Here is a 14,289-nt window from a genome sequence, read left to right on the forward strand (position 1 = left end):
GTTTTTGAACAGCCGCGCGGATTCGTTTCCATCCCTGCGCAGCAGCGGCTAATCACGTGCCATGCATGATTCCCCGCAGCCAGATACGGACAGCGACACCGACGACGAAGCCCTGATGCCTGGCCTTGGGCTAGACATGCCGCCCGTTCCGGCGCCTGCTCCAGCGCCCGCCACTGGCCAGGCCTATCGCGTGCTGGCGCGCAAATACCGCCCCCAGACCTTTGCCGAATTGATCGGCCAGGACGCCATGGTCCAGACCCTGGGCAACGCCATCCGCCGCGAGCGGCTGGCGCATGCTTTCCTGATGACCGGGGTGCGCGGGGTGGGCAAGACCTCGACTGCGCGACTGATCGCCAAGGCGCTCAATTGCATCGGACCGGACGGGCAGGGCGGCCCGACGATCGCGCCGTGCGGCGTGTGCGAACCGTGCGTCGCCATCGCCGAAGGCCGCCATATCGACATCATCGAGATGGATGCCGCGAGCCACACCGGCATCGACGACGTCCGCGAGATCACCGAGGCGGTGCGTTATGCCGCCGTGTCGGCGCGCTACAAGATGTACATCATCGACGAAGCGCACATGCTGTCGAAACAGGCGTGGAACGGCTTGCTCAAGACGCTGGAGGAGCCACCGCCGCACGTGAAGTTCCTGTTTGCGACCACCGAGGTCAACAAGGTGCCGATTACGGTGCTGTCACGCTGCCAGCGATTCGACCTCAAGCGCATTCCGTCCGAGCTGCTCGCCAGCCATTTCACCGAAATCTGCGTCAAGGAAGCCGTGGTCGCCGAGCCCGATGCGCTGGCGATGATCGCCGATGCCGCCGAGGGGTCGGTGCGCGATGGTCTCTCGATCCTCGACCAGGCGATCGCGCATGCCGATCTTGGCGGGCACAGCGATGATGCAGGTGCCGCGATGGTGCGCGCGGAGCAGGTGCGCTCGATGCTCGGCCTGTCGGATCGTGGGTCGATGCGGCGGCTGTTCGCGCATCTGATCGCGGGCGATGCCGATGCGATGCTCGCCGATCTGGACGCGCAGCACGGGTTGGGCGTCGATCCTGTCGCGGTAATGCGCGGGTTGCTGGCTATGGTGCACGCGATCACGCTGCAGAAATCTGCCGGCAGGGTGCGCACCGTGCACGGCGAGGAAGACCGCGCGGCGCTTGCCGACTGGGCGGGCAAGCTTGGCCATGCGAGCCTGCACCGGCTGTGGCAACTGCTGCTCAAGGGGCACGACGAGATCGAGCAGGCGCCAGTGCCGCGCGAGGCATGCGAAATGGCATTGCTGCGCGCGCTCTATGCCGCGACGCTGCCCGATCCGGGCACGCTGGCGCGCAGGATGGTAGAGGCGCCGCAGGCCGATGCGCCGACGGCCCCTTCGCCCGAACCTTCGCAACCGCAGGCCGAGGCACCACCGGCTCCCGATGGGGCGCCGCCCTGGGACATGGCCGACTATGGCGAGCCGGTTGCTCGGCCCGAGCCCCAGCCGATCAGAACTCCCGGCGAAATCCGCACCATTGGTGACATCGTCGATCTGCTCGACAATGCCGGGCGCTTGCTGCTCGCGGGGCAGGTGCGGACCGATATGCGCCCGGTCGAGATCGGTTCCGACACGCTGACCTATCAGTCCGCGACAGGGCGTGACGACTATGTCCCGCTGCTGCGCGAGGCGTTGGCCGAGATCACCGGGCGGCGCTGGCAGGTCGAGCGCGGCGCTGACGATGCGCTACCCAGTCTCGCCGAGCAGGAAAAGCATAGCCAGGACGCGATGCGCGATGAAATTCTCAATCATCCGCTGGTAAAGGCGACACAATCCGCCTTTCCCGATGCGGAAATTGACTGGACTGCGGCGGAAATCTCCCCACATGAGGACGATAACCTGCCAACACGGAGTGCCAAGGCATGAAAAGCATGGAAGAAATGATGGCTGCCGCGCAGGAAGCCGCGCAGACCGTCCAGCGTCAGATGAACGAGGCTCAGGCCAAGCTTGAATCTGTCGAGGTCGAAGGCGCTGCCGGTGGCGGGCTCGTCAAGGTTCGCGCCACCGCCAAGGGGCGCATCCTGGGCGTGTCGATCGACGACAGCCTGATCGTGCCTGCCGACAAGCAGATGCTCGAGGACCTCATCGCGGCCGCGTTCAACGACGCGCGCACCAAGGCCGATCGCGCGAGCGAGGAAGAGATGAGCAAGATGGCGCAGGGGCTGCCGCTGCCCGCGGGCTTCAAGCTGCCGTTCTGACGCCGTTAACCCGGGCAGGTGCAGGGTCGCTTGTCGCGGCCGCAACCTGTGACCATATAACGGGCTGACTGCTGCCGATTGACCGGCGCACCCAGCCCAAGATGGATTGAACCGAATTGACCATGTTCCAGACCTATCCCCTGCTTCCCCTGCGCGACATCGTGGTGTTCCCGCAGATGATTGTCCCGCTGTTCGTGGGCCGCGACAAGTCCGTCGCCGCACTCGAGCGGGCGATGGAGCAGGACAAGGAAATCTTCCTCGTCGCGCAGCTCGACCCGGCGCGGGACGATCCCGATCGTGATGATCTCTACGACATCGGCGTGATCGCCACCGTGCTCCAGTTACTCAAGCTTCCCGATGGCACCGTCCGCGTGTTGGTCGAGGGCGGCGAACGTGCGCGTCTCAACCGGCTCGAGGTCACAGGCGACCATGTGCTGGCCGAGGTCGAGGCGTTGCCCGCGCGCGCCGTCAGCGGCACCGATGTCAACGCGCTGATGCGTTCGGTGGTCGATCAGTTCGAAAACTATGCCAAGCTCAACAAGAAGATGCCCGCCGAAACCGCGGTGCAGCTTGCGGAGATCGATGATGCGTCCAAGCTCGCCGATGCGGTGGCTGCGAACATCGCGGTCAAGGTTGCCGACAAGCAGAGCCTGCTGACCGAGGATGACCCGGTCAAGCGTCTGGAGATGGTGTTCGGCTTCATGGAAGGCGAGCTCGGCGTGCTGCAGGTCGAGAAGAAGATCCGTGGCCGCGTCAAGCGCCAAATGGAAAAGACCCAGCGCGAATATTATCTCAATGAGCAGCTCAAGGCGATCCAGTCCGAGCTGGGCAATGGCGATGGCGACGATGGCAACGGTGTTGCCGAACTCGCCGCCAAGATCGAGAAGCTGAAGCTGTCCCCCGAAGCCAAGGCCAAGGCGACGTCCGAGCTCAAGAAGCTGCGCAGCATGGCGCCGATGTCAGCCGAAGCGACCGTGGTGCGCAACTATCTCGACGTGTTGCTGGGCCTGCCCTGGGGCAAGAAGTCGAAGCTCAAGAAGGACATTACCGAAGCGCAGAAGGTGCTCGACGATGACCATTTTGGGCTGGAGAAGGTCAAGGACCGGATCATCGAATATCTCGCCGTTCAGGCACGAACCAACAAGCTCAAGGGCCCGATCCTGTGCCTTGTCGGCCCTCCGGGCGTCGGCAAGACCTCGCTCGGCCGGTCGATCGCGAAGGCGACGGGCCGCGAGTTCGTGCGCCAGTCGCTCGGCGGCGTGCGTGACGAAGCGGAAATCCGCGGCCACCGCCGAACCTATATTGGCTCGCTTCCGGGCAAGATCGTCAACAATCTGAAGAAGGCCGGGACCAGCAATCCGCTGTTCCTGCTCGACGAGATCGACAAGCTTGGCCAGGATTTCCGCGGCGACCCGGCATCGGCACTGCTCGAGGTCCTCGACCCCGAACAGAACGGCAAGTTCCAGGACCATTATCTGGAGATCGACATCGATCTGTCGGACATCATGTTCGTGACCACCGCGAACAGCCTGAACCTGCCGCAGCCGCTGCTCGACCGCATGGAGATCATCCGGCTCGAGGGCTATACCGAGGACGAGAAGGTCGAGATCGCCAAGCGGCACCTGATCGCCAAGCAGATCGAAGCGCATGGGCTGAAGGCGGGTGAGTTCGAGCTGACCGAAGAGGGCTTGCGCGACCTGATCCGCTATTACACCCGCGAGGCGGGCGTGCGCACGCTCGAGCGCGAAATCGCCCGGCTGGCGCGCAAGTCGCTGCGCCGGATCCTTGAAGGCAAGGACAAGGGTGTCGTCATCACCGGCGACAACCTCTCCGACTTCGCCGGGGTGCGCAAATATCGCCACGGCATCGGCGAGACCGAGAACGACATCGGTGCGGTGACGGGGCTTGCCTGGACCGAAGTGGGCGGCGAACTGCTGACCATCGAGGCAGTGACCGTGCCTGGCAAGGGCATGATCAAGACCACCGGCAAGCTTGGCGAGGTCATGCAGGAATCGGTGCAGGCGGCGTTCTCGTTCGTCAAGGCGCGGGCTCCTGCTTATGGTATCAAGCCCAGCCTCTTCGCGCGCAAGGATATCCATATCCACCTTCCCGAAGGTGCGGTCCCCAAGGATGGTCCGTCTGCGGGTATCGGCATGGTCACCTCGATCATCTCGACGCTCACCGGCAATGCCGTCCGCCGCGAGGTGGCGATGACCGGGGAGGTCACGCTGCGCGGCCGGGTACTGCCGATCGGCGGGCTCAAGGAAAAGCTGCTCGCGGCGCTGCGCGGGGGCATCACGACCGTGCTCATCCCGGCAGAAAACGAGAAGGACCTCGCCGAGATTCCGGAAAACGCCAAGCAGGGGCTTACCATCATCCCCGTGAGCCATGTCGACGAGGTGCTGCGTGTCGCCCTGGTCGATCCGCTGGTTCCGATCGAATGGACCGAGGCGGACGAACTGGCTGCGCAACCGCGAGTCGGCGGCAGCGATATCGCGGGCGGTGCGGTCACGCACTGAGCCTTACACCGGAGGCCGGGATGGTGCATTGCAGCATCCCGGCCTCCTGCGCTTCCAGCGGAAACATTACCGTAACATTGCGACAAAGTGCCCGGAAATGCGCGCTTTTCCCTTTGACACTTGGATTTAACTGGTTCTAACTCGGCACCCTCAAAGCCGCGATTCAGCTATATTCAACAATAATCAGGGGGTTCCCACGGCATGAACAAGAATGATCTCATTTCTGCAGTCGCTGATCAGAGCGGCCTCAGCAAGACCGACGCCAGCAAGGCGGTGGAAGCAGTGTTTGATTCGATCAGTGGTGCGCTTGCCAAGGGCAGCGAAGTCCGCCTGGTCGGCTTCGGCACGTTTTCCGTGAGCAAGCGCAAGGCATCGACCGGACGCAACCCGCGCACCGGCGAGAAGATGGAAATCAAGGCATCTACCCAGCCCAAGTTCAAGGCCGGCAAGGGCCTCAAGGATGCAGTCAACTGATCTGACGGGTGCTGGCTGACAGCACCCGCAACGAACGCAGACTTTGAGCGGGCAGGGGTCGCAAAGCCAATTACCCCCCCGTTGAATACCGACAGCTGAAAAGGCGGCGCAACCCTGTGCCGCCTTTTTTGCGTCAGCCATCGGTTGAGGAACGGCTAACGGTGACGCGGGGCGTGGGGCCGATCAGCCCGCCTTGCGGATGGCCGCGGTCACCTCGTTGGCGCGCGCGGTAGCCTCGCGCTCGATCGCCTGCCAGTCGCGGATATAGGCCGCAGCAAAGCCATTGATGCCCTTGCGCTGATACTGTTCGACATGCGCCAGTTCGTGCGCCCAGATCCACACATTCTGCGTCAGCCGTTCGCTGGAGAACACCACCTGGCGGTTGAGCGCGACCGCGCCCTCGTCCATGTACTGCTCGGTCAGGAAGGTGCCCAGATCGACCCGGCCCGTCCCGATTGTCCAGCGGACCGAGCCGATCAGTTTCCGGTCGAAATAGGGTGCCAGGGTTTCCGCCATCGGCGCAGGGATGCTGCGCGCACCCGCGCGCGAGGATTGCGCCTCGGCATGACGGATCGCCTGGGCGAGAACCGGGGCGGTCACGCGCGCTGACCGCTGCACCAGACGACCGGACTCGCGCTGTGCCTGCGCTGCCACCCGCCGGGACGACTGGACGGATTGCTCGCCCAGCACTGCAAGCGCGCGGGCCACCCTGGGAGGCGGCGTCAGCATCTCTTCGCTCGGCCGTTCGATACAGCCACCCAGAGCCATCGCGCCCAGCCATGCCAGCGATCCCGCTGCGATCTTCAATCCATGCATGCGGGGACCGCTAGGCGATCCCTCATTGACCCGCAAGACGGATCAGGGCCTCCGGTCCTTTCTCGAGACGGCTGTTGACCTTCCAGGTCAGCACCGATTTGCCCGCGACCGTGGTCGGGCCTTCTTCGGTGTTGTTGGTGAGCACGCCGCCATCGGCGGTGATGGTGAAGGTACCCTCGGGCTTGGGCTGTGCGGCCTTGGCCGGGCTTGCGGCTGCCCCGGCCATCGCGCCAAGTCCGGCCAGGTCGCCTCCGGCCCCGCCACCTGAATAGGCGGGCGCCACCACCTTGACGTTGCCATCCTTGCGCCGGGTGATCGTCACGAACGGCATCACCGCGCCGCCACCATCGATCAGCGGAAAGGCAAAGCCCTGGCCGACGGTCCCGGTAATGGCATATTCGACATCGATGATGCGGTTGCCGCGATAGCGAACCGATTTCCAGCCTTCCTGCTTCTTGAGCTGGTCGACCAGTTCGGTGATGCTTTCGTCACTGCCGAAATCGCCCATTCCGCCCATCTGGCCCATTCCTTCGCCATCCTTGTTCGCGGCCTGGGCTGCGTCGAAGTCCTTGCGCTGCTGCGATAGCTCGGCCGGCGTGCACTCGCGCTCGTCTGAAGTGGTCTCGTCATAGCACGGGCTGGCGGCAAACTCGGCCGGGGGAGACGACGTGTCGGTCACCACGATCTCGCCTGCATAAGTGAAGGTGAAGCTGCCATCGCGCTGCAGATCGAGCGTCGAGGTGAACTTGCCGGGCGAGAGCAGGCAACCGGCCAGCAGCAGCGGAATGGCCAGGGCCGCGATCAGGCGCATCATCTTCATTTCCGTGTCCCCTTCGGTGCGACCCGGTTTGAACATAAGCGTGATTATGCGGTGCCGGTCAGGCCGGGTCCAGCATGATCAGCGCTTCGGGTGCCTTTTTGGTGCGGGTGTTGATGCTCCATTGCAGCGTCTTCATCGCGCCCGATGCGACCGGCCCGTCATCGGTGTTGTTGGTCAGGATCTCGCCATCCGTCCGGATCGTGAAGGTGCCATCGGCCTTGGGCAGACCGGCAAACAGCTTGGCCTCCTCCTTGTTTTCCATCGATCCGATCGCCTGCAGCATCGGGATCAGCCCGCTCATGCCGCCGCCCAGAAAGCCGCCATCGCCCGATCCGGAAAAGCCGGGCGCATCGATCCGGACCGCACCATTGGCGCGCGCCGCGGCTATAACGAAGGGCGGCAGGCCTCTGGTCTTCTCGATCACCGGAAAGACATAATCCTGGTCGATGCGGCCCGAGGCGGCATAGTCGACCACGAACAGCCCATCGCCCTTGTGGACGATGTCGCGCCAGCCCTTCTGCTTCTTGATGCGCACGATGAACTCGTCGATCGCATCTGGCGAGCCGGGATCGATCCCGCCCATCAGCTCCTTGAACATGTCGATCATACGCGCGTCTTCCGCCTTCTTGGCCGCGCGCTGATCTTCCCATTCGCTCTTCTGCCGCTCGATCTCCGCTGCGGTGCATTCGCGCTCGATGGCCTCTTCGGTCCAGGCCTCCTCGTCCTGCAGATAGGCGGTCTTGAGCACCGCGCCATCGATCTGCGCCGGGTCGCCATAACAGGGATTGGGGATGAAATCGGTGCCCTTGCTGTCCATCGCGGCGCCCATCGCCACCAGTTGGGCAAGCCCCATAAGATGGATCTCTCCCTGATAGGCAAAGGTGAATCCGCCGCTGCGCATCACCGTCATGTCGGCGGTGAACTTTCCGGGCGACAAAAGGCAGCCGGTCAGCATCAAGGCCGCTGCGGCAGCCACCCATATCCGCGCTGCCATCTGCCCCCCAGGCCGCATCAGCCTTCTCCCCGGTCCATCCGAATCGCGTAGAGCGAGATCGCCGCCGCATTGGAGACGTTCAGGCTTTCCATCGCGCTGCTGATCGGCAGGCGGGCAAGCACGTCGCAATGGCCCGCGACATTGTGCCGCAATCCTTCGCCTTCGGCGCCGAGCACCAGCGCGATCGGGCCGGTGCCCAGCGTCTGCGCCAGGGTATCGCCTGCCTCGCCATCGAGCCCGATCCGCCAATAGCCGGCATCGGCCATTTCTTCGAGCGCGCGCGACAGATTCACCACGCGCACCCAGGGGACGATCTCGAGCGCGCCCGATGCCGCCTTGGCCACGGTGCCCGATTCGGGCGGAGCGTGCCGGTCCTGCGTCACGATGGCCGCGGCGTCGAATGCCGCGGCGGAGCGGAAGATCGCGCCGACATTGTGCGGATCTGTGACCTGATCGAGCACGACGATCGGGCGAAGCGGATCGCCCGACAGGACATCGGCAAGCACCATGTCGTCGAGCGGTTCGACCTCGATCACCACACCCTGGTGCGGCGCATCTCGCGCGACCAGCCGCGCAAGATCGGCGACGTCGGCGAATTCGACCGGAACACCCTGCGGCAATTCCATGTCGGACAGCGCTTCGCGGGTGCCGCGAATCCATCGGATCTGCCGTTCGGGGTTGTTGAACGCTGCTTCCACCGCATGGGTGCCCCAGAATCGGGGAAACTTGCCACCTTCAAGACCGGCCTTGCGTTGCCGGTTGCGCGCGCCGCGCTTTGCCATAATTTTCGGTCTTTCTTGGGCGATCGGATCGCCGGGGATGATGATGCTGACGCTTTTCGTCCTGTCGGCATTGACAGGCAAGCGCGAATTGTTCAAGGGACCGCCTCTCGGCAAGAACGGCTCCCTCCAAGGGGCCAGCACACAGGGTTTCGACGTGTGGACAGGTGGCCGAGTGGTTAATGGCAGCAGACTGTAAATCTGCCCGCGAGAGCGTACGCTGGTTCGAATCCAGCCCTGTCCACCACCCTCTGCTCTGAGAGGGTCTGCTGAAATCCCTAGAAATCCCGGAAATTCAAGCGTATAATCGCCAACATCGTCTAGTCGCATCTTGTGCTGTATCACTGCAGCCGGTTGCAACTGTGGGAGGGATGTGGGAGTAAATCGACTTACTCCCACACCGATCAATCTCCGCAAAAGGCGATTAAGTGTGGGAGTAAGCGATGGGCAAACTCACAGTCGTTGCAATCAGGGCAGCATTGTCGAATCCCGGTACCTACCACGACGGTGATGGGCTAGCCCTCAGGGTGGACAAGAGAGGCGGAGCATACTGGCTCTTGCGTCTCCAGCGCGACGGCAAGCGCCAGGACATCGGGCTGGGAAGTGCCACGCTTCTGTCACTCGCAGAGGCCCGGCGTAAGTCCGTAGAGCTGCGCAAAGCGGTCAAGGTTGATCGGCGCGATGTCGTGACGGAGAAAAAGGACGAAGCAGCAGCGAAGGTGACGTTCTGCGACGCCGCGCGCCAGTATCATGCAGAAAATCGGGCCGGCTGGAAAAGTGCCGTTTATGCGCGCCAATGGCTCGCCAGCCTAGAAAACTATGCATTTCCCAAATTGGGCGATGTGCCGACCGGCAGCATTACAGCCGCCGACATCATCACGGTGCTGAAACCGATCTGGCAGGAAATTCCAGAGACCGCTCGCCAAGTGCGGAACCGGATTTGTGCCGTGCTGGACTATGCTCACGCTAAAGGCTGGCGCTCAACCGAGGCACCTTCAGGCAATAGTAGTCTGAAGGCAGGGCGCGGGTTACCCCGGCAGGCAAAATCGCGAGAGAATCGCAAAGCAATGCCCTATGTTGCTTTGCCCGCCTTCATAACCGCTTTGCGGCGCAAGCCATCCTTTGGGCGGATGGCCCTCGAACTGCTTATTCTTACAGGCGTCCGCAGCCAAGAGGTCCGGCTGGCGACATGGTCCGAATTTGATCTTGAAGGCCGTCTGTGGGCTATTCCGGCCGATCACATGAAGCGGGGCAAAGCGCACATGGTTCCGATCTCTGACGCGGCACAGGCGGTGCTGGCGAGAGCGGATGCTTTTCGGCTTCCGGACACCGATGTTGTTTTCCCCGGTGTGGCGGGCAAACCGATGTCCGACATGACGTTGCTTAAGGTGCTGCGCGACATGAGCGAGCCGTTCCACGTTCATGGATTTCGTTCCACATTCACTGATTGGGCGGCGAACGAGGGCTTTGCTGATCCCGTCGTGGAGGCTGCGCTGGCTCACAAGACGCCCGATGCGGTGCAGGCTGCCTATCGCCGTACCACCTATCTTGGCACGCCGAGCCAGCCGGGCGCACGCGTCAAACTCATGAATGCTTGGGGTCGCTTTTGCGTTGGCGGTGCGGTCGGCATGAACCAGGTCGTACCGCGACCTGCAAACAAAGCGGGATAGCGACGATCATTCTTCCTAGGCTCAACTCTCCCAACACGCCGTCACGAGAGTGCGAATCTCTTTAATCGGCCCACTGTAAGTCAATCGACGATGACATCCGTGGAGTACCGGATTGTTTGTTCCCGCCGAGACCCGTCATTCGGGCGACGAACCGGGATTGACGGTTTTGCTCAAATTCCGGAGATCTGCGGAGCTTGGCGGCGCGAGACAACGAACGTCGGGGCCTTGGTGGTGACCGATGGCGGCTGAATGCAACCAATGAGGTGCTGTGGTGAACGGCTGGTTCGCCATTTTCGGAAGTTCGGCAAATGGGCCGTTGCACGAACCCGCTTCGCGGGAGTGGTGTTTGGGGTGAAGCTAAGCTGACGGCGCGGGCGCAGCGCCTGGATTGAACAGTGTCCGTGGTGGGCAGACCATTTCGACTCCTTCAACCTGAGGAGTCGAACGATGAACGAGCTTATAGCGATCGGTACGGTCAGCCCGCTGCGCCAGCGGTTGATCGAGGACATGAACATGCGGCGCTTCAGCCGCGAGACGCAGCGCAACTATATCCGCGATGTTGGACGTTTCGCCACATGGCTGGGACGCTCGCCGCACACGGCAACTGCAGAGGATCTGCGGCGCTTCCAGATCGACCAACGCGAGACCGGCGTTCCGGTGCCGACGATGAACAGCATAGTTGCAGCGCTGCGGTTCTTCTTCACCCACACGCTGGATCGGCCCGATCTGGCGCGCAAGCTGGTGCGCACTTCGCACGCCCGCAAGATCCCCGTGGTGCTGACCCAGGACGAGGTGAAGCGGTTGCTGGAGGCCACGACCTGCCTCAAGCATCAGGCAGCGCTGTCGGTTGCCTATGGCGCGGGACTGCGCGTCGGCGAGGTCTCGGCGCTCAAGGTGCGCGACATCGACAGCAAGCGCATGGTGCTGCGTATCGAGCGTGGCAAGGGTGGCCGATATCGCAACGCCATGCTGCCCGAAGGCCTGCTCGTGCTGCTGCGCGAGTGGTGGCGCGCCGGACGACAACAGGGCGTGTTGCATGCAGACAGCTGGCTTTTCCCAGGCAGAAGCGCGCTGCTGCCGATCAGCACCCGGCAGCTGTATCGCGTCGTCGTCGAGGCAGCCGAGGCAGCGGACATCACAAGGCGGGTCGGCCCGCACACCTTGCGGCACAGCTTCGCCACCCATCTGCTGGAGGACGGGGTCGATATCCGCGTCATCCAGGCGTTGCTGGGCCATGCCAAGCTTAACACCACCGCTTTCTACACACAGGTGGCAACCAAGACGATGCGAGCGGTGATCAGTCCGCTCGACAGGCTGGCCTTGACCTCATCCACCGCGCAGGTGCCCGACGGCTGAGGCCCGGTGCGCACCTCCATAGAGGTGGCCGACATCTTCCGCGTTGCAGGGCCTGGCTATCGCATTGCCCATGCCGGGCATCTGAGCCTGCACCAGCTCAAGATCATGTCGGCCGTCGAGCATTGCCGCACCGCTACAATGGGCGGTCACGTCGAAGCCTGCACAGACTGCGGGCATTGGCGGATCGCCTATAACAGCTGTCGCAACCGGCATTGCCCCAAGTGCCAGGGAGCAGCCGCGCGTACCTGGCTGGCCGAGCGCGAGGCCGACCTGTTGCCGGTGGGCTATTTCCACGTCGTGTTCACGCTCCCGGCACAGGTCAGCGCCATTGCGTTCCACAACAAGGCGCTGCTCTATGACCTGCTGTTCAAGGCCGCCTCCCAGACGATGCTGACCATCGCCGCCGACCCCAGGCATCTGGGCGCACGTATCGGCATTACCGCTGTACTCCACACCTGGGGCTCGGCGCTTACCCATCATCCGCATGTCCATATGATCGTGCCCGGCGGCGGTATCGCGCGTGATGGCGAGCGCTGGATATCTGCGCGCCCGGCCTTTCTTCTGCCCGTCCGTGTCCTGGGCGCCCTGTTCCGCCGCCTGTTCCTCACGCGGCTGATCGCGCTCCACGATGCCGGCAAGCTCGGGTTCTTCGGCAGCCTGGCGCATCTCGCCGAGCGGCGGGCCTTTCTGCGTCATCTGTCACCGGTCCGCAGAAAGCGCTGGGTGGTCTATGCCAAGCCGCCCTTTGCAGGACCTGAGGCGGTGCTCGCCTATCTGGCGCGCTATACCCACCGCGTCGCCATCTCGAACAGCCGCATCCTCCGCTTCGACAGTGAAGGCGTCACGTTCCGCTACAAGGATTATCGCCGCAATGGCGCGCAGCGCCAGCAGGACATGACCTTAGGCGCCGACGAGTTCATCCGTCGCTTCCTGCTGCACAACCTGCCACGCGGGTTCCACCGGATACGCCATTACGGGCTGCTGGCCGGTGCGACCCGCAAGGCCCATCTCGAACACGCCCGCCGACTGCTGGCGGTTGCGCCACCTGCCATCGATGACACGGCTGTCGATCCGCCGGACCATCGGCCACCGTGCCCGTGCTGCGGTGGCAGCATGGTCATCATCGAGACTTTCGAGCGCAGATATCAGCCGCGCGCACCACCGCATCCTGTCAACGCATCCGGGAGAACATCGTCGTGACCCGGCACGGCCTGCCTTCAACCGGCCCCGAAGCGACCGTGCTTCGGGGAGCACAGAGCACTGCGCCATCACCCACCAAAAGCAGACCTGCGCCCTCCAAAATCGGACGGTCCGATTTACGGCAACCCGCTCGTCACCCCAAAAGCAGCCAGTCCGCTTTCAGTTCCGTCCGCTTATCGGCAGCACCCACCGCTGCTCCCACAAGCCCAAAATCGAAATCCCCATAGACATCAGCACCTGACGACCGCGGGTTCGGGCACCGTCGACTTTCCGACGCCTCACGGCGTCCGAAACTCTAAACGGTTGTTGAATGGCAGGTCCTGGGTGGAGAGTGGCGAAAAGCTGCCGTCCGATATGCCACTTAGCAGCGGCAGCCCTCGACCCAGAGCACGAACCCGCTTCGCGGGAGAGTCGCTTGGGGTGACGTAGCGTAGTATTGTTGAGGCTTTGAGAGCGGCGAAGTCGCTTGTGAGGGTGGAGTTCCTTCAACGGAAAGGAACGCACCATGGATACCATCACTACCGCTGCCCCGAACAATGCCTTGCGCGAGCGTATGTTGCAGGACATGACGATGCGTAGCTTTGGGGAGCACACGCAGAAGGACTATATCCGGCACGTCCGGTCATTTGCCGCGTTTCTCGGCCGACCACCCGATACGGCCACGATCGAAGACCTCCGGCGCTATCAGATCGCTCAGCATGAGCGTGCCATCAGTCCAGCAACCATCAACGGGGCTGTATCGGCATTGCGTTTCCTGTTCGGTATAACCCTCAAGCGGCCGGAGATGGCACTGGGACTTGTTGTCGTTCGCTGCACACCCAAGCTGCGCGAGGTTCTGAGCGTCGAGGAGGCTGCGCGGCTGATCGAGGCTGCACCGGGCATCAAGTACAAGGCAGCGTTCGGCGTGGCCTATGGCGCGGGTCTGCGCGTGTCCGAGATTGCCCACCTGAAGGTTGACGATATCGACAGCACGCGCATGCTGATCCGGGTCGAGCAGGGCAAGGGGCGCAAGGATCGTAACGCCATGCTCTCGCCGCATCTGCTGGATCTGCTTCGGCAATGGTGGCGTGAAGGCAAGCGGCGCGGGGTCATGTTACCGCACGGCTGGTTATTCCCGGGGCGCAGTTGCACCGACCCGATCTCGGCACGCCAGTTGCACCGCGCCGTGCATGAGGCGGCTGAGTTCGCCGGGATCCGCAAACGCGTGAGCCCGCATACCCTGCGCCACAGCTTTGCCACTCACCTGCTCGAGCAGGATGTCGACATCCGCGTGATCCAGGTCCTGCTTGGGCACACCAAGATCGGTACCACCGCCATCTACACCAAGGTATCGACCAGGACGATGCAGGCGGTGGCGAGCCCGCTCGACCGCATCTTCAGCCTGATGGAAGGCCCCAAGCGAACGGCATCGCCGCCCGGTTGAACC

At 63.3% G+C, this 14,289-nt stretch carries 12 protein-coding genes and 1 tRNA gene; 9 read left to right on the forward strand and 4 right to left on the reverse strand.

All coding sequences use genetic code 11. The features are described from left to right. Positions 1–61: 61 nt before the first annotated feature. The 4 genes from B5J99_RS13900 to B5J99_RS13915 all read left to right on the forward strand — a co-directional run bounded on the left by B5J99_RS13900 (position 62) and on the right by B5J99_RS13915 (position 5,228). Positions 62–1,903, forward strand: a complete 1,842-nt coding sequence (locus tag B5J99_RS13900; protein WP_117352709.1) for a DNA polymerase III subunit gamma/tau — start codon at positions 62–64, stop codon at positions 1,901–1,903. Then, positions 1,900–2,235, forward strand: coding sequence for a YbaB/EbfC family nucleoid-associated protein (locus B5J99_RS13905; RefSeq protein WP_054132947.1), 336 nt, complete (start codon positions 1,900–1,902; stop codon positions 2,233–2,235). The genes B5J99_RS13900 and B5J99_RS13905 overlap by 4 nt, the downstream gene beginning before the upstream one ends. Before the next feature lie 122 nt (positions 2,236–2,357). Next, positions 2,358–4,754 (forward strand): endopeptidase La, encoded by a 2,397-nt coding sequence (gene lon / locus B5J99_RS13910; protein WP_117352710.1) that lies wholly within the window; start codon positions 2,358–2,360, stop codon positions 4,752–4,754. A gap of 201 nt (positions 4,755–4,955) precedes the next feature. Then, on the forward strand, positions 4,956–5,228 hold the full coding sequence (locus tag B5J99_RS13915; RefSeq protein ID WP_054132945.1) for an HU family DNA-binding protein: 273 nt from the start codon (positions 4,956–4,958) through the stop codon (positions 5,226–5,228). A 183-nt stretch (positions 5,229–5,411) separates the two neighbouring features. Here B5J99_RS13915 and B5J99_RS13920 read toward each other — a convergent pair whose 3' ends face one another. From B5J99_RS13920 to rlmB, 4 genes are read right to left on the reverse strand one after another with little or no spacing between them, the layout of a single operon-like run. Next, positions 5,412–6,044: an eCIS core domain-containing protein gene (locus B5J99_RS13920; protein ID WP_117352711.1), complete on the reverse strand. Its 633-nt coding sequence runs from the start codon at positions 6,042–6,044 to the stop codon at positions 5,412–5,414. Between the two features lie 22 nt (positions 6,045–6,066). After that, complete coding sequence (locus B5J99_RS13925) at positions 6,067–6,864, reverse strand: hypothetical protein (RefSeq protein ID WP_162892609.1); 798 nt, start codon at positions 6,862–6,864, stop codon at positions 6,067–6,069. A gap of 58 nt (positions 6,865–6,922) precedes the next feature. Continuing rightward, entirely contained in the window at positions 6,923–7,858 is a 936-nt protein-coding gene (locus B5J99_RS13930; protein WP_054132942.1) for a hypothetical protein, read from the reverse strand. A 17-nt stretch (positions 7,859–7,875) separates the two neighbouring features. Next, complete coding sequence (gene rlmB, locus B5J99_RS13935; RefSeq protein ID WP_117353518.1) at positions 7,876–8,640, reverse strand: 23S rRNA (guanosine(2251)-2'-O)-methyltransferase RlmB; 765 nt, start codon at positions 8,638–8,640, stop codon at positions 7,876–7,878. 158 nt (positions 8,641–8,798) lie between these two features. Here rlmB and B5J99_RS13940 point away from each other — a divergent pair. From B5J99_RS13940 to B5J99_RS13960, 5 genes are all read left to right on the forward strand, one after another. Beyond that, a tRNA-Tyr gene (locus B5J99_RS13940) sits at positions 8,799–8,884 on the forward strand. A 196-nt stretch (positions 8,885–9,080) separates the two neighbouring features. After that, a complete protein-coding gene (locus tag B5J99_RS13945; RefSeq protein ID WP_117352713.1) occupies positions 9,081–10,307 on the forward strand; it encodes a tyrosine-type recombinase/integrase in 1,227 nt (408 codons plus the stop codon). A gap of 447 nt (positions 10,308–10,754) precedes the next feature. Then, positions 10,755–11,663 (forward strand): tyrosine-type recombinase/integrase, encoded by a 909-nt coding sequence (locus tag B5J99_RS13950; RefSeq protein WP_117351965.1) that lies wholly within the window; start codon positions 10,755–10,757, stop codon positions 11,661–11,663. A 6-nt stretch (positions 11,664–11,669) separates the two neighbouring features. Next, positions 11,670–12,863 carry an IS91 family transposase gene (locus tag B5J99_RS13955; protein WP_117351966.1) on the forward strand — a complete coding sequence of 398 codons (1,194 nt, stop codon included), beginning with the start codon at positions 11,670–11,672 and terminating at the stop codon, positions 12,861–12,863. A 505-nt stretch (positions 12,864–13,368) separates the two neighbouring features. Beyond that, on the forward strand, positions 13,369–14,286 hold the full coding sequence (locus tag B5J99_RS13960) for a tyrosine-type recombinase/integrase (protein ID WP_054135460.1): 918 nt from the start codon (positions 13,369–13,371) through the stop codon (positions 14,284–14,286). Positions 14,287–14,289: the final 3 nt, after the last annotated feature.

Origin of the sequence: Blastomonas fulva (assembly GCF_003431825.1) — a bacterium.
Lineage (GTDB): Bacteria > Pseudomonadota > Alphaproteobacteria > Sphingomonadales > Sphingomonadaceae > Blastomonas > Blastomonas fulva.